Genomic DNA, 17,364 nt, shown 5'->3' with positions numbered 1-17,364 from the left:
CCACCCGCACGGCAAGGAGCGCCCATGACCCGTGTCCTCATCACCGGCTTCGCCCCCTTCGGCGGGGAGCGCGTGAACCCGTCCTGGCAGGCGGCCTCCCTGGTGGCCGCCGAACCGCCCGCCGGACTCACGGTCACCGCTGCCGAACTGCCCTGCGTCTTCGGCGAGGCCCTCGACGCACTGCGCGACGCCGTCCGGGCCGAGGCCCCCGACCTGGTGCTCTGCCTCGGCCAGGCGGGCGGCCGCCCGGGCGTCACCGTCGAACGCGTCGGCATCAACGTCGACGACGCGCGCATCCCCGACAACGCCGGCGGCCGGCCCATCGACGAACCGGTGGTCCCGGACGGCCCCGCCGCCTACTTCTCCACCCTCCCCGTCAAGGCGTGCGTCGCCGCGATGCGCGAGGCCGGCGTCCCGGCCGCCGTCTCCAACACGGCCGGCACCTTCGTCTGCAACCACGTGGCCTACGGCCTCGGCCACCTCATCGCCACCGAGTTCCCGCACATACGAGGCGGCTTCGCGCACGTGCCCTGGGCGCCGGAACAGGTACCCGACGGCACCGCGCCCGCCCTCCCGCCCGCCACCGTCGCCCACGGCCTGCGCGCCCTGCTGGCCGCCGCCGCCCGCACCCCCGCCGAACAGGACCTGAAGGTCACCGAAGGAGCCACCCACTGATGCCGCTGAGCGCCCACGCGGCCCCCTTCGCCCAGCTCGCCCTGGCGAACATCACCCGCGAGTACCCCAACTTCCCCGCCCACCTGATCACCTCCGCCGACGAGCGCGCCGAACCCCGCTCCCTGCATCCGGCCTTCTACGGCGCCTACGACTGGCACTCCTCGGTGCACATGCACTGGCTGCTCGTCCGGCTGCTGCGCCGCCACGGCGGCACCCCCGCGCTGCCGGACACGGAGGTCGCCGTCGCCGTGCTCGACCGCCACCTCACCCCCGACCACCTCGCGACCGAGGCCGCCTACCTGCGCGACCGGCCGTCCTTCGAACGCCCCTACGGCTGGGCCTGGCTGCTCGCGCTCGCCGCCGAGTGCCGGGCGCACGGGGGCGCGGAGGGGGAGCGCTGGGCGCGGGCCCTGGGCCCGGCCGTGGCCGCCGTCGACGCACTGCTGGCCGAGTGGCTGCCCAAGGCCACCTATCCCGTACGCCACGGCAACCACCCCAACAGCGCCTTCGCGCTGGGCCTCGCACTCGACTCGGGCGAGCTGTCGGCCGGGACCGAACGGGCCGTGCGGGAGCGGCTGCTGAGCTGGTTCGCCGACGACCACGACGCGCCCGCGCACTGGGAACCGTCTGGGCAGGACTTCCTGTCCCCGGCGCTCACCGAGGCCGACGCGATGCGCAGGGTCCTCGCACCCGAGCGGCTCGCGGCGTGGCTCGACCGCTTCCTGCCCGGGCTCGCGACCGGCGCCCCCTGCGCGCTGCTGGAGGTGCCGGTGGTCTCCGACCACGCGGACCCGCAGATCGGCCACCTGCTCGGCCTGGCCCTCAGCAGGGCGGCCGCACTGCGTTCGCTCGCCGACGCCCTGCCCGAGGGCCCGGCCCGGGCCCGCCTGGACGAGGCGGCCGGGGCGCATCTCGCGGCGGGCCTGCCGGCGGTGGAGCGCGGCGACTTCACCACCGACCACTGGCTGGCGACCTTCGCCGCACTGGCACTCGATCCGGTGGCTCCGCGCTGACACCGAAGCGCCGGGGGAGCGGGCCCCCGGCGCAGTGCCTCCATGACCCGGGGAGCGGTCTCTAGGCAACGTTGTCAGAAAGTGGCGTGAGCCGGGGGCCGGCCGGGGAGGATCCAGCCCTGCACCCGTCACGTCCCGCCGGAAAGGCAGGCACCGATGCACCGTCTCCTCGCCCGCACGCTCTCCTCCGCCCGGGCGCCCCTGGCCCGAGGCGTCGCGACCGCCCTGGCCCTCACCCTGGCCTCCTCCGCCCTCACCGCGTCCGCGAGCACCGCCGCGGCACCCGACGGCACCGGGTCGGACCGTCGTCCCGGGGGCAACGCCTGGTACACCTCCTGGGCCGCCTCGCAGCAGCGCCTCGCGCCCACCCCGCTGCGCGACCAGTCGATGCGCATGATCACCCACCTGAGCCAGGGCGGTGACGCGGTCCGGATACGCGTCCAGAACACCTTCGGCAAGACACCGCTCACCGTCGACGCGGCGACGGTGGCACACAGCGACGGCAAGGACGCCGCGACGGAGGGACGCCTGCGCCCCGTCACGTTCGACGGCCGGCGCCGGGTCGTCGTCCCACCCGGGGGCGAGGTGTGGAGCGACACCACCGGACTCCGCACCGCCGCTCAGGACGACGTCGCGGTGTCGCTCTCCGTCTCCGGCACGGTGGCTCCGGGGCAGCACGACAGCGCCTTCCGCACCAACTACCTGACCCCGCCCGGCTCGGGCGACCACACCGCCGACCCGGCCGGCACCGCGTACACCGAGACGACCGGCTCCACCCTCCTGGTCAGCGCGGTCGACGTGCGCAACCCCCGCCTGCGGGGAAGTCTCGTCGCCTACGGCAGCTCGGTCGTCGACGGAACCGGGTCGACGAACTGCGGGCCGGACTGCAATCGCCCGGGAGCCGACCTGCGGTGGACCGACGACCTCGCCCGGCGGATCACCTCCGAACTGCCTCCCGCCCGGCAGTTCGCCGTCGCCAACGCGGGCATCGGCGGCACCACCAGCGCCGCGACCTGCCCGGGCATCGGTGCGGGCGTCCGCGGCCTCGACGCCGCCGCCCGTCTGGAACGCGACGTCCTGGCCCTGCACGGGGTCACGGGGGTCCTCTACTACTACGGCACCAACGACCTCCCGGCCGGCTGCGACGCCGCGCAGATCGAGGCGAGCTACCGCGAGGTGTTCCAGCGACTGCGGGCCGCGGGCATCAAGGTGTACGTCACGCCCATCACCCCTCGCCCGGGCTACACCGACCAGCACAACCGCGACCGGCACGCCGTCGGCACCTTCGTCTCGAAGTGGAACAGCTGCGGCGGCACCTGTGACGGCATCCTCCCCTTCGACCAGGTGCTCGAGGACCCGGTGCGGCCGAACAGCATCAACCCGCCGTACGACACCGGCGACGGAGTCCACGCGAACATCGCCGGCCAGCAGGCCCTCGCCGACATCGTCTCGCTCCCGATGCTGGCGTCGTCGGCACGCCGGTGACCCACCGGCCCGGGTCATGAACTCCCGGGCGCGCGAAGGGCGTCGACGACGAGGTCGAGCAGACGGTGCGTGCGCTCCGGCTCGTCGTCGGCGGCCGTCGAGAGGAACACGCCGAGCAGCATCGCCGTGACGTCGTCGGGCGCCACGTCCGCGCGGAGCGAGCCCGCCCGTACCCCCTCCGTGAGTATCACGCCGATGGCGGCCGTGATGCGCTCGCGGGTGGCGGGCGTCGCGAGGCGCCCCGAGGCCCAGGCGCTGTGCAGGGTGTTGAGCATGGAGCGCTTCGTCGCGACGAACTCCGCGTAGCGCTCCATCCACGCGCGCAGGGCCCGCTCGGGCGGCAACCTGTCGAGCAGTGCGGATGCGCCGTCCGTCACGTCGTCCAGTTCGGCGGCGTAGACGGCCTCGACCAAGGCCTCGCGGGTGGGGAAATGGCGGTAGAGCGTGCCGATGCCGACCCCCGCCCCACGGGCGATGTCCTCCAGGGGGACGGTGTCGTCCGCGGCCGTGAACGCGTCCCGCGCGGCGGCGACGAGCTTCTCGCGGTTGCGTCGCGCGTGTGCGCGCAAGGGGCGGTCGGGGTGGGTCGGCGGCCCTGGCCGAGCGGCGGCGGCTGGGCTCGGTTCCTGGTCCGGACTCAAAGCGGAGGGTCCTCCGGTAGTGCTACAGTCGTAGAAGCGGAGGGTCCTCCGCTTCTGTCATCTTCTCACGAGGACGGGCTTCCCATGACGTCAACCGGTACCTCCTCCTCTTCCCGTGCCGCCGATGCCGGTGCCCCGCGCCCCGGCGGGACCGGACCGCTCGCCGGCCGCACCGTCTCGCGGATCGGCTACGGCGCGATGCAGCTCGAGCGCCTGCGCTCCGACCGTGCCGCCGCCGTCGGACTGGTGCGCCGTGCGCTGGACCGCGGTGTGGACCACCTCGACACCGCCCAGTTCTACGGCGACGGATTCGTCAACGAGGTCATCCGTGAGGCGCTCCGTCCCACGGACGACATCGCCGTCGTGAGCAAGGTCGGGGCCGATCCCGACCCCGGCGGCCCCGTTCCGCTGCGTCCCGCACAGCGACCGGAGGAACTGCGGGCGAGTGTCGAGGACAATCTCAGGAGCCTCGGCACCGACCGGATCGCGGTCGTGAACCTGCGCCGCCTCGACACCGGCCCCGGCCTGCGCGCCGAGGGCGACCAGGTGGTGGACCTCGACGACCAGCTCGCCGTGCTGACCCGGATGCGCGACGAGGGCAAGATCGGCGCGATCGGTCTGAGCAGCGTGACCGAGGACGGACTGCGCCGGGCCCTCCCGGCGGACATCGTCTGCGTCCAGAACGCCTACAGCGTCGTGAGCCGTGACGACGAGGACATGCTCGGGCTGTGCCTCGCCGAGGGCATCGCCTGGGTGCCGTACTTCCCGCTCGGCGGCGCGTTCCCGGCCATGCCCAAGGTCGCGGACGAGCCCGCGGTGCACACCGTCGCACAGGCCCTCGGTGTCACACCGGCCCAGGTGGGCCTCGCCTGGCTGCTCCACCGCGCCCCGAACGTGCTCCTCATCCCCGGCACCGCCGACCCCGATCATCTGGACGCCAACCTCGCCGTGGGCGCGATCGCCCTGGACGAGTCGTCCCTCGCCGCGCTCGACGCGGTGGAAAGCCGCTCCGCGGACGTGCGCCTCGGCTGACGGTGTGCCGAAGGTGTGCGCGGCCCGCGCGTCACAGGGCGCGCAGGCCCCGGTCCGCGAAGGCGATGAGCCACTCGAAGCTCTCCTCGACGTCGGTGCTCCACTGGAAGCCGTCCGACGCCTGAAGTGTGGCGAAGCCGTGGAAGAGGCTGCGCAGCAGGCGCAGGGCGTGGTTCACGTCGCGGTCGTCGACGTCGTAGCCGCGCAGCACCGCGGTGAACGCGCCGAGCAGCCGCTGTCCCGCACCGGCCAGCGGGTCCTCGGGGCCGGACGGTTCCTGGCCGATCGTCGCGGCGTACCGGCCGGGGTGCTCCAGGACGAAGGTGCGGAAGGCCCGCGCCGCGGCGGCCAGGGCGTCACGGCCCGCGTACCCCTGCACGGCGCCACCGACGGCGTCGGCCGCCTCCTCCAGGGCGAGCACCGCGATCCGCCGGTTGAGGTCGTCCTGGCCGCTCACGTGTTTGTACAGGGAGGGGGTGCGTACGCCGAGGCGCCCGGCCAGCAGCCCCATCGTCAGGTTGGCGAAGCCCACTTCGTCGGCCAGGGCGGCACCGGCCGCGACCACGGCCGCCGGATCCAGGCCCGCCCTAGGCACGGGCGGCGTCCGAGCGGAGGAAGGCGAGCGCGAGCGAGACCACCTGGTCGGGGAACTGGTGGTGCGGATAGTGACCGGCGCCCTCGATCATCTCCAGGCGGCCGAGGCCGGACGGCAGCGCGTCGACGACCGCCGAACCCTCCGCGTGCGGGTCCGCCCAGTCCGGATCGAGCGTGCCCATCACGACCAGCACCGGGCAGCGCACCTTGCCGAGCTGCGCGCCGGCGTCGGTCGGCGCGCTGCGGCCCATGCCCTGCATGGCCTTCATCCGGCCCGGCTCGCGCAGCAGGGAGTCGATGCGGCCGAGCCGCTCGGCCCAGTCGGCGGGTTTCGTGCCCGGGTACGCCACGTCGAGGTACGAGCGCCACAGCCGCAGGCTGCCGAACACGCCCGCGCCGAGCAGTCGTAGCATGCCCCGCCGGAACCGCCGCACCCGCAGGTCCCCGAGGCGCACCGACTGCTTGCGGGTGAACGGCGCCAGCTCGACGACCGACGTGACCAGCGAGGGCTCCCGTGCCGCGGCGATGGTGGCGGCACCGCCCGAGACCGAGTGCCCGACCAGTACGGCAGGGCCGCCCAGGTGACGGATCAGGGCGAGCAGGTCGCCCGCGATGGCGGTGCGGCTCCACTCCGGCCAGTCGACGCCGGACTCGCCGCAGCCGCGCAGGTCCACCGCGGCGACCCGGTGACCGGCCGCCACCAGCTGCGGGATCACGGCACGGTACGCGGCGCGGCTGTCGCCCATGCCGTGCGCGAGCACGATCAGCGGGCCCGACCCCGTCACCTCGTACGCGATCGTGCCGCCGTCGACGGCAAGGTACTCGGTCATGTCCCACTCCCCAGGCGTGGCTAATGGCATTAACCAAAAGCTATTGCCATTAGCCACGACTGTCAAGGTGCGCGAGACGCGCTCAGTCGAGGGAGGTATGTCGTCCTGCCGCGCGCTGCACGGCCGACTCCACCTCGCGGTGCGGGACGCCGGTCTCGTCGGCGTAGGCGGCGATGCCCCGGGCGAGGGCGGCGGTGGCGTCGGACCAGACCGCCAGGGCGACCGTGGCGTTTTCGCCCCGGTTGCTGCGGTAGCGGTTGTCCGCGGCCTCGACGGCATGTCTGAGTTCGATGAGTCGTCTCGGGATTTCCATGGTCAAAAAGCCTAGGGCGGCACGGTGCGCGTGCCGGTGTCTCGCCGAGCGAGACTGTCGCTCGGTGAGGGCACTCGTCCTTGCCCCCGCCGGTGCCCGTGCGGCCCGGCGGTGCCCCGGGCCCGGCGCCGGGCCTCCGCCGGTGAGGGCTTGACCTTGCGGGCGCGTGCCGGTTAGAACGTGGGAACGTCACGGTAGTAAGCGGTTGCTGCGAGGAAGAGGACCACGCATGACGCTCTCACTCACCCACGTCCCGGGCGACCGCGTCACCGTGGCCCACGGGACGGCCGGAACCGAGCTGTTCTCCTACGTGTACCGGCCCGAAGCCTCCTGGGAGGCGCCCAAGCCGTACCTCCACCCGGTCCGGACCCTGTCCGGCGCGCTCGTGACGGACTACCGGCCCCACGACCACCGCTGGCACAAGGGCCTCCAGCTGACCGCCTCCCACCTGTCCGGACAGAACCTGTGGGGCGGCAACACCTACGTCCACGGCGAGGGCTACCTCGCGCTGCCGGAGAGGGTCGGCTCGATGGCGCACGTGGCCTTCACGGAGACGGCCGCCGAGGCGGACCGCGCTGTCATCGCCGAGCAGCTGACCTGGCACCCGCACGGCGGCGAACTGTGGGCCGAGGAGGAGCGCCGCATCGAGGTCCGCGACGTCGACCCGGACACCGGCAGCTGGGCGCTCACCTGGACGTCTGCGGTGACCAACCGGCGTGCCGAAGCACTGCGGTTCGGCAGCCCGACCACCCACGGGCGCCCCGCCGCCGGATACACCGGCCTGTTCTGGCGCGGCCCACGCGCCTTCCGCGGCGGCCGCGTCCTCACTGCGGAAACCTCGGAGTCCGCCGAGTCCTCCGTGTCCGCCGAGTCCTCCGAAGGCGACCCCATGGGCTCCCAGTCCCCCTGGCTGGCCTACGTCGGCGAGCACGACGGACGGGACGGCCACGCCACACTCGTCTTCGCACACGCCCCCTCCAACGACCACTCGGGCGAGAAGGGCGCCCACCCGGCGCACTGGTTCGTGCGCACCGACCCCTTCGCCGCCGTCGCACCGTCCTGGGCCTTCCACGAGGAACTGGTCCTGCCGCCCGGCGAAACCCTCGCCCGGACCTACCGCGTGGTCGTGGCCGACGGCGCCTGGGACCGCGCGCGGGTCGCCGCGCACCTGGAGGGGCTCGCGTGGTGAGCCCGGCGTACCACGGATTCCCGGGCGCGGTGGGCGTGTCCCGGCTGACCGTGTACGACTGGCCGACCGTCGACGGACTGCCCGGCGGCGGCACACCCCACCTGCACCTCACGTGCGGCGAGGGGTACGTCGTCACGGCGGACCGGGGCGCGGTGCAGCCCCTCACCGCCTCGGGCTTCGAGGAGACGCCCCTGGAGCCGGGAACGGTCGCCTGGTTCACGCCCAGCACGATTCACCGCCTCGTCAACGACCGGGGCCTGGAGATCACCGTCGTGATGCAGAAGAGCGGTCTGCCGGAGGCGGGTGACGCCGTCCTCACCCTGCCCCGGGACCTGCTCGCCGACCCCGGCACGTACGCCGACGCGGTCCGCCTGCCCGCCGGCGTGTCCGAGGCCGAGCAGGAAAAGGCCGCGCGCGCCCGCCGTGACCTGGCGACCGGGCGCTTCCTCGCGCTCCGCGAGGCCACCGAGAACGGCGATCCGGCACCGCTGGCGGCGTTCCTGCGGGCGGCGGCCGCTCTGGTGCGGCCCCGGTTGGACGCGTGGGAGCGGCGATGGCGCGAGGGCGCGTACGCCGCCGCGGAGTCGACCCGGGCCGGACTCGAGGCACTGCGCGGCGGGGACGACGCGCACCTGAGCGCCGCCGGGGTCTCCTCGACCGGGCCCGCGGCACGCGGGCGCTTCGGCATGTGCGGCAGGCTGGACGTCTACCCGGGCATCTGACCACGGGCCCGCGGTCCACCACCGACCTGGCCGGGGACGTCCGATGTGAGAGGATCCCGGGTCCATGGACGAAGCGACGGAAGCGACGGAAGCGACGGAAGCGGCCGAAGCGGCTGAAGCGACTCGGCCCCCCGTGGTCCTCGCCGGGTACGGCCCGGTCGGGCAGGCGTTCGTCGACCGGTTGGGCCGGGACGCAGCGGCGCTCGCACGCCGTCACGGCGTGCGGCCGCGGGTGGCCGCCGTACGTGCGAGCGCGGCCCAGTGCCGGCCGGGCGCCGACGGGTCGGTGCCGCCGCGCTCGGAGTGGGGCCCCGCGGAGCCGCTGGACGAGACGTTCGACCGCACCGGCGCGCGCGTGTTCGTCCAGGCCGTCCCCTCCTCGCCCGGACTGCGGCAGCGTGCGGCGGAGGAGGCCGTGACCGCGCTGCGCCGGGGAATCCACGTGGTGACGGCCACCAAGAGCCATCTGCTGACGCACTGGCGGGCGCTGGACGAGGCCGCCGGTGCGGGCGGCGGCATGATCAGGATCTCCGGGGCCACCGGTGCGGCGCTCCCGGCGGGGGACCTGGCGCGCGCCTCCCTGCGCGGCCTGGACTGCCGGACGATCCGCGCCTGCCCGAACGGCACCGCCACCTTCGTGCTCGACCGCCTCGCCGACGGCGGCACGCTGGACGAAGCGATCCGTGCCGCGCGGCTGCGGGGCATCGCGGAGGCCGATCCCTCGGCCGACCTGTCGGGCGAGGACGCCGCCACCAAGGTGCGGCTGCTGGCCGCGCTGGCCTGGGGCTGGGACCCGTCGGAGGTGTGCGTGCGGGCGGAGCCGGTCGACGGGGCCACCGCCGTCCGGGCACGGGACGCGGCCTCCCGGTCCCGCCGCCTGCGGGCGGTCGCCGGTGCGTCGGTGGACGAGCCCGGCATTGTGAGCGTACGGCTCGAGGAGACGGAGCCGGGGGACCCGCTGCACGCGCTGACCGGGCCCGAGAAGGCCGTGGTCTACGGCTGCCCCGACGCGGGCGACGTGACCGTGAGCGGCGGACGGTCGAGCCCGGTGGGAGCGGCACTGGCCCTGGTGAAGGACACCGTAGAGGTCACTGCCCCGCGCACGGGCTTTCGCTGAGGCGCGGATCCGGCGCCCCCGGGCCCGGGACGCTCAGGCCACGGTGATCACGGTCCTGCCGCGGGCGTGGCCCTCCTCGACGTGGCGTACCGCCTCCGCGGCGCCGTCCAGGGTGAAGGTGCGGCCGACCACGGGCGTGACCTGCCCGGCCTCGACGAGCGCGGTGACGGCGAGCAGGTCCTCGTGGGCCGGCCCGTCCGGGACCGCCGGGAGGATCGGACGCAACCGGTGCCGCGTGACCGCGTTGACCGCCGCCACCTTCACCATGGCACCGGCCGCCCCGAACACGCGGCCCGGCGAGCCGCCGCCGTTGGCCACCAGGACACCGGCCGGGCCGAGCACCCGGCGCAGCCGCCCCAGCGGATGGTTGCCCACGTTGTCCAGGATGACGTCGTAGCGCTCGGGTCCGTCGGTGAAGTCCTCCCGGGCATAGTCGAGGACGCGGGCGGCGCCCAGTGAACGCACCAGGCCGGTGTTGCGGGCACTGCACACCCCCGTGACCTCCGCGTCCAGCGCCGCCGCGATCTGCACGGCGAAGGTGCCCACCCCGCCGCCCGCCCCGTTGACCAGCACCCGCTGCCCGGACCGGACCCGGCCCACGGTCCGGATGCCGCGCAAGGCGGTCACCGCGCCCATCGGCACCGCCGCGGCCTGCTCGAAGGTCAGGCCCGCGGGCCCGGGCACCAGGAGCCGCGCGTCGGTGCACGCGTACTCGGCGAAGGCGCCCGGGCAGAAACCCAGTACCGGATCGCCGGGACCGAACCCCCGCACGTCCGGGCCGGCACACTCCACCACACCGGCCGCGTCGATCCCGGCCACCCGGTGCTTCGGCCGGACGAGCCCCATGCCTCCCGACAGCCGTGCCACGTACGGGTCCCCGCGCAGCATGTGCCAGTCGTAGGGATTCACCGCGGCGGCGCGCACGCGCACCAGCACCTGACCGGCACCGGCGCGGGGCCGGTCGACGTCGCACAGCCGCAGGCTGTCCGGCGGGCCGAACCTCTCCTGGACCACAGCCTTCATCCGGCCTGCCACCATCCCCCCGGGGCCCCGGGACCCGTCGCGGGCCGCGCGGTGAGGGCACCGTAGGGGCACGGCCCCCTCCCGTCAATGGCCGAACCGGGGCACACCTCACCCGCTCGCGCCTCGGCGGACCTCGTACTCCAGATGCGTGGCGTTCGGCGTCGGCTTCGCGCTCCGGCGGACCAGTGCGCGCGGTGTCCCGCCGGTGAACAGCGGTGTCCCGGAGCCCAGTACGACCGGCGCGAGGTGCAGCGACAGCACGTCCACCAGCCCGGCGTCGAGCGCCGAACCGACCAGGGTGCCACCGCCCATCAGGACGACGTCGAGGTCCCTGCCGCGGTCCGCCGAAGCCGCCTCGGCCCGCTCGCGCGCGACCGTGACGGCGTCGGCCAGGCCGGTCGTGACGAACGTCCAGTCGAGGCCGGTGAGCCGGACCGACTCCGGCTCCGCGCCCGTCACGACGACGAACGGGGGTTTGCCGACCTCCGCGGCGCCGTAACCGACGGTGTCGTCCCAGCCGCCCGGCCCGTCCACGATGTCGAAGAGCCGGCGACCGAGGACGACGGACCCCGAGCGGGCGGTCGCCTCCCGCACGATCCGGCGCTCCTCGGGATCGTCGGAGAACGCCCAGACGTGCAGGGCCTCGCCACCGGTGCCCAGACCGTTGCCAGGGCCGGGGTCGGGTCCGGTGACGTAGCCGTCCAGGGAGATCGAGATGCCCGCGACGATGTGGGTCATACAGGTTCGACCCGGATCGCCGCCCGAACTCATCGCTCCGCGGCGTGACAGGTGCCGCCGGTTCCCGGCCGCTCCAGACATTCACAGTTCCCGTACAACGTTTCACAGGCGTCGCGAGTCTCCCTGTTCAGCCACGCTCAATCCACGCTTCACCTGGAGTTGTCCGCATGCCTCGGTTCAGCATTGTCGTCCCCGTGTTCAAGGTGCAGGGGTACCTTCGCGAGTGTCTGGACTCGGTTCTGGGGCAGTCCTGCCGGGACATCGAGGTGATCGCCGTGGACGACTGCTCACCGGACTCCTGCGGCGCGATCATCGACGAGTACGCCGCACGCGACTCCCGCGTCCAGGCCGTGCACCTGCCGGAGAACGTCGGCCTCGGGCGGGCGCGCAACGCCGGGCTCCAGCGAGCGCGGGGCGACTACGTCCTCTTCCTCGACAGCGACGACACCTACACCCCCGGCCTGCTGGAGGCACTGGCCGCCCGGCTCGACGCCGTGGGGGACCTGGACATCCTCGTCTTCGACCACGTGCGTACCCACTGGTGGGGCACGGGCGGCCGCAGCCAGACCGCGGGCCTGTTCGAGAAGGCGGGCACGGACGTCTTCCGCCTCAAGGACCGGCCCGAGTACGTGGAACTGTTCCTGGTGGCCTGGAACAAGGCGTTCCGCCGCGAGTTCTTCCTCGAGCACGGCTTCCAGTACGCACCCGGCCTGTACGAGGACGCGCCGGTCACCCACATGGCGATGGTCACGGCCGAGCGCATCGGCTGCCTGAACAGGGTCGGTGTCGAGTACCGCCAGCGCCGCCAGGGCGCGATCACGAAGACGCCGGGGCGCAAGCACTTCGACATCTTCGCGCAGTACGAGGGGCTGTTCGCCTTTCTCGCCGAGCGCCCCGAGCTGGCCTGGGCCACGCCCATGCTGTTCGAACGGGCCGTGTTCCACATGCTGTTCGCGCTCAGGCGCCCCGAACGGGTGCGGGTCGCCGACCGCAAGGAGTTCTTCGACCGCACCGCGGACTTCTACGCGGCGCACGTCCCGGACGGCTTCACGATGCCCGAGGGGCCGACCGGGGTGTACATGCGGGCCGTGGCCAAGCGTCTCTACCGCGCCTACCGGGCCACCCAGTTCGCGGCCCGGGCCAGGACGGCGGGGCCGAACAAGGTCCTCAAGGCCAAGAACAAGGTCGGAAGGCGCGCGTACGCGGGCCTGTACACCCTCCAGCGCAGGCGCTCCCCGGACCCCGGCCTCGCCGTCTACACCTCGTACTGGGACCGGCTGCCGTCCTGCAACCCGCTCGCCGTCCACGACAAGGCCAGGGAACTCGCCCCCGACGTGCACGGCGTCTGGGTGGTGCGCAAGGAACTGGCCGGCCGGGTCCCCGACGGCATCGACTACGTCGTGCGCGACTCGCGCCGCTACTGGGAGGTGATGGCCCGCGCACGCTACTTCGTCAACAACGTCAACTTCCCCGACCACATAGTCAAGCGCCCCGGACAGATCCACCTCCAGACCCACCACGGCACCCCGCTCAAGCGCATGGGCATGGACCAGCGGGCCTACCCCGCGGCCGCCAGGGGCATGGACTTCGAGCGCCTCCTCGACCGCGTGGACCGCTGGGACCTCAGCGTCTCCTCCAACCAGCACTCCACCAAGCAGTGGGAGCGCGCCTACCCCGGCTCCTACGAATCCCTCGAAGCGGGCTACCCGCGCAACGACCGCTACTACCGCGCCGGCGCCGAGGACGTCGCCGCCGTCCGCGCCCGGCTCGGCATAGCCCCGGGCAAGACCGCCCTGCTGTACGCGCCGACCCACCGCGACTACCGGACGGGCTGGACACCCTCCTTCGACCTGGCCCGCCTGGCCAAGTCCCTGGGCGACGACTTCGTCCTGCTGGTCCGCACCCACTACTTCTACGACCTGAACCGGGAACTGAGCGACCTCGCCGCGCAGGGCGCCGTCATCGACGTGTCCCGCCACCCCTCCGTCGAGGACCTCTGCCTGGCGGCGGACGCGCTCGTCGCCGACTACTCGTCCCTCACCTTCGACTACGCCAACCTCGACCGGCCCATCGTCATATACGCCGACGACTGGGAGATCTACTCCCAGGTCCGCGGCGTCACCTTCGACCTCCTCTCCGGCCGCCCCGGCGACACACCGGGGGCCGTCGCCACCACCGAGGACGAGCTCATCGACACCTTCCGCAGCGGCCGTTGGCGCGGCAGCGAGGCCGCCGGCCTGCGGGCGGCCTTCCGCGAACGCTTCTGCCAGTACGACGACGGACACGCCGCGGAACGCGTGGTGCGCCACTTCTTCCTCGGCCAGGAGGCGGGGCCGGAGGTGGTCCCGCTCGCACAGCGCACCCCGGCCCCCTCACCGGCCCTGGTCTGACCGGAACCCCTCCCGTCCCCGGAACGGCTGCTTCCGGCCGTTTCCGGGGCGGGGCGCGGCGTTTCCCGCCCGGCGCGGGCGACCGCCGCGCAGAGTAGTGCCCATGACGACACCCGAGCAGTCGCTGCGCGCCCTCGCCCGCACCCGGGCCTCCCTCGACGGCGAGGAAGTCACGTACTGGTGGTCCGGAAGCGTGTACTCCTGGGCCCCCGACGAACCCTACGAGCGGCTCTTCGGCTTCGAGGGCGTCAACGTCGCCCGCCTGCTCCACGACCCGGACGACGGGCCGGACGGCTACCGGCTGCTCAGCCGCGAGGCCGCCTTCTACCTCGACCCCGTCACCGGCGAGATCCTCAAGACCTGGCGGGACCTGCCGGTGGTGCACGTCTGGAACGACCCGGCGAACCAGAGATGGCGCCCCTTCCCCGTCCCGACGACCGACCTCGACGGTCAGGTCTGCTTCAGCCTGGAGATCCCGCTCGCCTACCCCTCGCCCCTGCCGGTGGCCCAGTATCCCCGGCACTCGGCCGGTGACACGTACCGGGCCCTGGAGCTCTTCCAGTTCTTCGCCCACCGGGCGGACCTGGCCGGCCCGGCCCCCAGTGTGCCCGCCACCATGTCGTGGACCCGGATGTCCCCATGGGTCCCGTGGATGGCCCGCGGCCGGCGGCCCGGCGGCCTCACCTACCACTGCCGGGGCCGCAAGCTCGGCGCGTACACCGAGGTCCCCGAGCGCACCCGTGCCCACATCGCCGACCATCACCCGGAGTTCGCCCGCGCCCCGGAGAAGTGGAGCGAGCCGAACGAGACGAGCTGGACGTACTTCCGCAGACTCGAGCCGCCCGTGTGAGTCCTCGCGCGTGTGAGTCCTCCCGTCCGCCGGAGACCGACCGGGTGAGTGGCACGCGGGCGGGCTCCGCCGCCAGCGGCAGCCGGACGTGCGCTTTATGGTGGTCCGATGCGATGTGTCCCCAGGTGGGTCCTGGTCTCGTCGGGATGCGCGCCGGTCCTGCTGATCGCGGGCTGGGCCGGCGCGGCGCGGTTCGAAGGGTCTTCCTACGACCCCGTCACCCAGACGATCAGCACGCTGGGATCCTACGGAGCCGCCGGGTTCTGGGTGATGACGACCGGGTTCCTGGCCCTGGGCGTCTGTCACCTGCTGACCGCGTGGGGACTGCGGGCGGCCGCCACCGCCGGACGCGTCGCGCTGGGCGGAGGCGGACTCGCCGCGCTCGTCCTGGTGGCGCTTCCCGCGCCCGACAGCGGGGGCTCCCTGCGCCACGGCGCCGTGGTGGTGGTCGGCTTCACGCTCCTGGCACTGTGGCCGGTGCTGGCCGTCAACGGCGGAACGGCCGCTCCCTGGGTGCTGCGTATGGCACCCTCGCTCCTCGTGACGACCCTGATGGCCGCCGGCGGCGTGTGGTTCCTGATCGAGATGCGGCGGCACGGCGACGCGGGCGTCGCCGAACGCGTCGTGACGACCTTCCAGTCGCTGTGGCCCTTCGTGGTGGCCGCCTCCTGCCTCCGCCACGCCCGGCAACGGGGCTGAGGGCCAGGCCGTTCACGGGAACGCTCAGCGCCGCGCCAACGCCAGCACGCTCAGCCCGAACATCAGGACGCCCAGCGGAAGATGGACCGACGGAACGTGCGCGATGCCCAGCACCACCTGGGCCGAGGCGAGGACCAGGAAGCCCGAGGCGTGCCACACGGGCGTGAGCGGGCCGCCACCCGGCCTCCACGCCAGCACCGCCGCGATCACGTACAGCATCGACGCCCCGTACATCACCCGCGCCCCGGCACTGTGCAGCGTCTCCCCGTACGACGCGGTCAGCAGCAGTCCGGCGGAGACCGCCTGGAGAAAGATGGTCAGTGTCTGCAGGGCTATCGCGATCCGCAGGAACGAGAATCGGCGCTGCGCCGTCGCCTGTACCGCCATGCCACGGTCCCCTTTTCCGCCCCGGGGGGCAGTAGATCGATAGGCTCTCACCAGCCCGACGACGCGGGCCGGCGAAAGGTAAGGCGAGGGGGCGGTCGGGCATGGGCACCGCTGGGACGGGCACCGACGAGACGGTCGGTGAACGCCGCCGACTGATCAATGTCGCCTACCGGCTGCTCGGTTCGCTGGCCGAGGCCGAGGACGCCGTGCAGGAGGCCTACGCGCGCTGGTACGCGCTGCCCCGGAGCCGGCAGGACGAGATCGTGTCCCCGGGCGCCTGGCTGACGACCGTGACCGGCCGTGTCTGCCTGGACGTGCTCGGCTCGGCGCGTGCCCGGCGCGAACGCTATGTCGGCGCGTGGCTGCCCGATCCGCTCCCCGACCACACCGAGCCGGGTCACGGCCCCGGCACCGATCCCGCCGACCAGATGGTCCTGGACGAATCGGTGTCCATGGCCTTCCTCGTGGTCCTGGAGTCGATGACCCCCGCCGAGCGGGTCGCCTTCGTCCTGCACGACGTCTTCCGCTACCCGTTCGCCGAGATCGCCGGCATCCTCCGGCGGACCCCCGCGGCCTGCAAACAGCTCGCCGCATCGGCCCGGCGCCGGGTGCGGGACGCGCGGGCTCCGGCGACGGCGGCGGCCGTGCGGGCCGACGTGGTGCGGCAGGTCAAGGAGGCGTGGGAGGCGAAGGACATCGCGGCCCTGGTCGACCTCCTCGACCCGGCCGCCGTCATGACCGCCGACGGCGGCGGCAACGCCGGCGCCGCCCCGCGCCCGATCGAGGGCGGCGCGCGCATCGCCCGGTACATGGCCGCCGTCGCGGAGAAGGCCCCGGGACTCGAGCTCCTGGAACGGTCGGTCAACGGAGCACCAGGCCTCGTGGCCCGACGCTCCGGCGCCGTGCTGACCGTGGCCGCGTTCGAGGTCGCCGAAGGCCGCGTCACCCGTATATGGGCCGTCCGCAATCCAGAGAAGCTGCGGCCGTGGATAGGCTGACCGGCACCGCAGCCGGCGTACCGCGGCAGCCGCGACAGATGTGGAGCCCCGCCATGACCACAGCGCACGATCTGACCATCGTCTCCCTCGACGTTCCCTCCGGCCACCCGGTCGAGCGTGGCGACCTGTCGCTGGCCCTGGCCGGAGCCGAACTGCTCGACCTCCTGGAAGCGGGGACGGTCGCGCTCGACGACGGTCTCCTGCTGCGGCCCGAGTCGCCGAGGCCGTCGGGGGACACGCTCCTCGACGCGGCGGCGTCCCTGGCCGTCCAGGAGCCGGCCGAGTCCGTGGCGGACTGGCTGTGGCGCCGGGGAGACGGCCTGGCGGCGCGGTACCTGGCCGCGGCGGGCGCGGACGACGGCGGCGCCCGCAGGCGCCCGCGATGGAACGTACGGCGTGCCGCGGACCGGCCGGCCCCGGTCCCGGCCGACGCGCCGGAGCACCGGCGTGCCGCCGAACGCTGGTCCGGCGGCGATCCCGTGCTGGTGGCTCTCGCGGCCGCGGTGGGCATCCGGCACGAGGCGGCCGATCAGGTGGCGGACCCGGAGGACGACGGGGTCGCGGCCGTGCTCGCCGCCGTGAACGACGCCGTGGTGGAGCTGGCGGCCATCCGCCAGCGCCGCAGCATCGAGGAGGCGGCGTTCGACAACATCTGGCGCGGGATGTGA

19 protein-coding genes are annotated in these 17,364 nt (G+C 73.7%); 12 read left to right on the top strand and 7 right to left on the bottom strand.

Going from position 1 to position 17,364, the window contains the following annotated elements:
• Nucleotides 1-24 precede the first annotated feature (24 nt).
• From pcp to OHA99_RS00480, 3 genes are all read left to right on the top strand, one after another.
• On the top strand, nucleotides 25-675 hold the full coding sequence (gene pcp / locus OHA99_RS00490) for a pyroglutamyl-peptidase I (protein WP_165683557.1): 651 nt from the start codon (nucleotides 25-27) through the stop codon (nucleotides 673-675).
• Nucleotides 675-1,688, top strand: a complete 1,014-nt coding sequence (locus OHA99_RS00485; protein ID WP_405693433.1) for a DUF2891 domain-containing protein — start codon at nucleotides 675-677, stop codon at nucleotides 1,686-1,688. The genes pcp and OHA99_RS00485 overlap by 1 nt, the downstream gene beginning before the upstream one ends.
• Nucleotides 1,689-1,844: 156 nt before the next feature.
• On the top strand, nucleotides 1,845-3,173 hold the full coding sequence (locus OHA99_RS00480; protein ID WP_405693432.1) for an SGNH/GDSL hydrolase family protein: 1,329 nt from the start codon (nucleotides 1,845-1,847) through the stop codon (nucleotides 3,171-3,173).
• Between the two features lie 14 nt (nucleotides 3,174-3,187).
• Here OHA99_RS00480 and OHA99_RS00475 read toward each other — a convergent pair whose 3' ends face one another.
• Complete coding sequence (locus OHA99_RS00475) at nucleotides 3,188-3,814, bottom strand: TetR/AcrR family transcriptional regulator (RefSeq protein WP_405693431.1); 627 nt, start codon at nucleotides 3,812-3,814, stop codon at nucleotides 3,188-3,190.
• 84 nt (nucleotides 3,815-3,898) lie between these two features.
• On the opposite strand from OHA99_RS00475, the gene OHA99_RS00470 reads away from it, so the two are divergent.
• A complete protein-coding gene (locus OHA99_RS00470; protein WP_405693429.1) occupies nucleotides 3,899-4,846 on the top strand; it encodes an aldo/keto reductase in 948 nt (315 codons plus the stop codon).
• A 31-nt stretch (nucleotides 4,847-4,877) separates the two neighbouring features.
• Here OHA99_RS00470 and OHA99_RS00465 read toward each other — a convergent pair whose 3' ends face one another.
• The 3 genes from OHA99_RS00465 to OHA99_RS00455 form a co-directional block, all read right to left on the bottom strand.
• Nucleotides 4,878-5,411 (bottom strand): TetR/AcrR family transcriptional regulator, encoded by a 534-nt coding sequence (locus tag OHA99_RS00465; RefSeq protein ID WP_153181602.1) that lies wholly within the window; start codon nucleotides 5,409-5,411, stop codon nucleotides 4,878-4,880.
• 22 nt (nucleotides 5,412-5,433) lie between these two features.
• A complete protein-coding gene (locus tag OHA99_RS00460) occupies nucleotides 5,434-6,270 on the bottom strand; it encodes an alpha/beta fold hydrolase (protein ID WP_405693427.1) in 837 nt (278 codons plus the stop codon).
• Between the two features lie 82 nt (nucleotides 6,271-6,352).
• Nucleotides 6,353-6,583 (bottom strand): hypothetical protein, encoded by a 231-nt coding sequence (locus OHA99_RS00455; RefSeq protein ID WP_007389700.1) that lies wholly within the window; start codon nucleotides 6,581-6,583, stop codon nucleotides 6,353-6,355.
• Between the two features lie 229 nt (nucleotides 6,584-6,812).
• Between OHA99_RS00455 and OHA99_RS00450 the strand changes: the two genes are divergently transcribed.
• The 3 genes from OHA99_RS00450 to OHA99_RS00440 all read left to right on the top strand — a co-directional run bounded on the left by OHA99_RS00450 (nucleotide 6,813) and on the right by OHA99_RS00440 (nucleotide 9,611).
• Nucleotides 6,813-7,772 carry a PmoA family protein gene (locus OHA99_RS00450; protein WP_405693425.1) on the top strand — a complete coding sequence of 320 codons (960 nt, stop codon included), beginning with the start codon at nucleotides 6,813-6,815 and terminating at the stop codon, nucleotides 7,770-7,772.
• The gene (locus OHA99_RS00445) at nucleotides 7,766-8,494 is read left to right on the top strand and encodes a cupin (protein WP_405693424.1); all 729 of its coding nucleotides are present in this window, start codon (nucleotides 7,766-7,768) and stop codon (nucleotides 8,492-8,494) included. Before OHA99_RS00450 ends, OHA99_RS00445 begins: the two co-directional genes overlap by 7 nt.
• Before the next feature lie 64 nt (nucleotides 8,495-8,558).
• Nucleotides 8,559-9,611 (top strand): homoserine dehydrogenase, encoded by a 1,053-nt coding sequence (locus tag OHA99_RS00440; RefSeq protein ID WP_405693422.1) that lies wholly within the window; start codon nucleotides 8,559-8,561, stop codon nucleotides 9,609-9,611.
• A gap of 33 nt (nucleotides 9,612-9,644) precedes the next feature.
• Here OHA99_RS00440 and OHA99_RS00435 read toward each other — a convergent pair whose 3' ends face one another.
• Both OHA99_RS00435 and OHA99_RS00430 read right to left on the bottom strand, forming a co-directional pair.
• On the bottom strand, nucleotides 9,645-10,634 hold the full coding sequence (locus tag OHA99_RS00435) for an NAD(P)-dependent alcohol dehydrogenase (RefSeq protein WP_153176168.1): 990 nt from the start codon (nucleotides 10,632-10,634) through the stop codon (nucleotides 9,645-9,647).
• A 108-nt stretch (nucleotides 10,635-10,742) separates the two neighbouring features.
• Entirely contained in the window at nucleotides 10,743-11,372 is a 630-nt protein-coding gene (locus tag OHA99_RS00430) for a dihydrofolate reductase family protein (RefSeq protein ID WP_405693420.1), read from the bottom strand.
• Between the two features lie 167 nt (nucleotides 11,373-11,539).
• On the opposite strand from OHA99_RS00430, the gene OHA99_RS00425 reads away from it, so the two are divergent.
• From OHA99_RS00425 to OHA99_RS00415, 3 genes are all read left to right on the top strand, one after another.
• The gene (locus tag OHA99_RS00425) at nucleotides 11,540-13,762 is read left to right on the top strand and encodes a bifunctional glycosyltransferase family 2 protein/CDP-glycerol:glycerophosphate glycerophosphotransferase (RefSeq protein ID WP_153176166.1); all 2,223 of its coding nucleotides are present in this window, start codon (nucleotides 11,540-11,542) and stop codon (nucleotides 13,760-13,762) included.
• Between the two features lie 103 nt (nucleotides 13,763-13,865).
• Nucleotides 13,866-14,612, top strand: coding sequence for a DUF1838 domain-containing protein (locus OHA99_RS00420; protein WP_153176165.1), 747 nt, complete (start codon nucleotides 13,866-13,868; stop codon nucleotides 14,610-14,612).
• Nucleotides 14,613-14,720: 108 nt separating this feature from the next.
• A complete protein-coding gene (locus OHA99_RS00415; RefSeq protein WP_405693417.1) occupies nucleotides 14,721-15,311 on the top strand; it encodes a DUF998 domain-containing protein in 591 nt (196 codons plus the stop codon).
• Nucleotides 15,312-15,335: 24 nt separating this feature from the next.
• On the opposite strand, the gene OHA99_RS00410 is transcribed toward OHA99_RS00415, so the two are convergent.
• The gene (locus tag OHA99_RS00410; RefSeq protein WP_153176163.1) at nucleotides 15,336-15,698 is read right to left on the bottom strand and encodes a hypothetical protein; all 363 of its coding nucleotides are present in this window, start codon (nucleotides 15,696-15,698) and stop codon (nucleotides 15,336-15,338) included.
• 101 nt (nucleotides 15,699-15,799) lie between these two features.
• Here OHA99_RS00410 and sigJ point away from each other — a divergent pair, with 101 nt between their 5' ends.
• Together sigJ and OHA99_RS00400 are read left to right on the top strand one after the other, a co-directional pair.
• Nucleotides 15,800-16,696 carry an RNA polymerase sigma factor SigJ gene (gene sigJ / locus OHA99_RS00405; protein WP_153176162.1) on the top strand — a complete coding sequence of 299 codons (897 nt, stop codon included), beginning with the start codon at nucleotides 15,800-15,802 and terminating at the stop codon, nucleotides 16,694-16,696.
• A gap of 53 nt (nucleotides 16,697-16,749) precedes the next feature.
• Complete coding sequence (locus tag OHA99_RS00400) at nucleotides 16,750-17,364, top strand: GPP34 family phosphoprotein (RefSeq protein WP_153176161.1); 615 nt, start codon at nucleotides 16,750-16,752, stop codon at nucleotides 17,362-17,364.

The organism is Streptomyces coelicoflavus, from assembly GCF_045041415.1.
Lineage (GTDB): Bacteria > Actinomycetota > Actinomycetes > Streptomycetales > Streptomycetaceae > Streptomyces > Streptomyces coelicoflavus.
The sequence above is the reverse complement of the archived record's forward strand: the minus strand, read 5'-3'. Positions and strand labels throughout refer to the sequence as shown.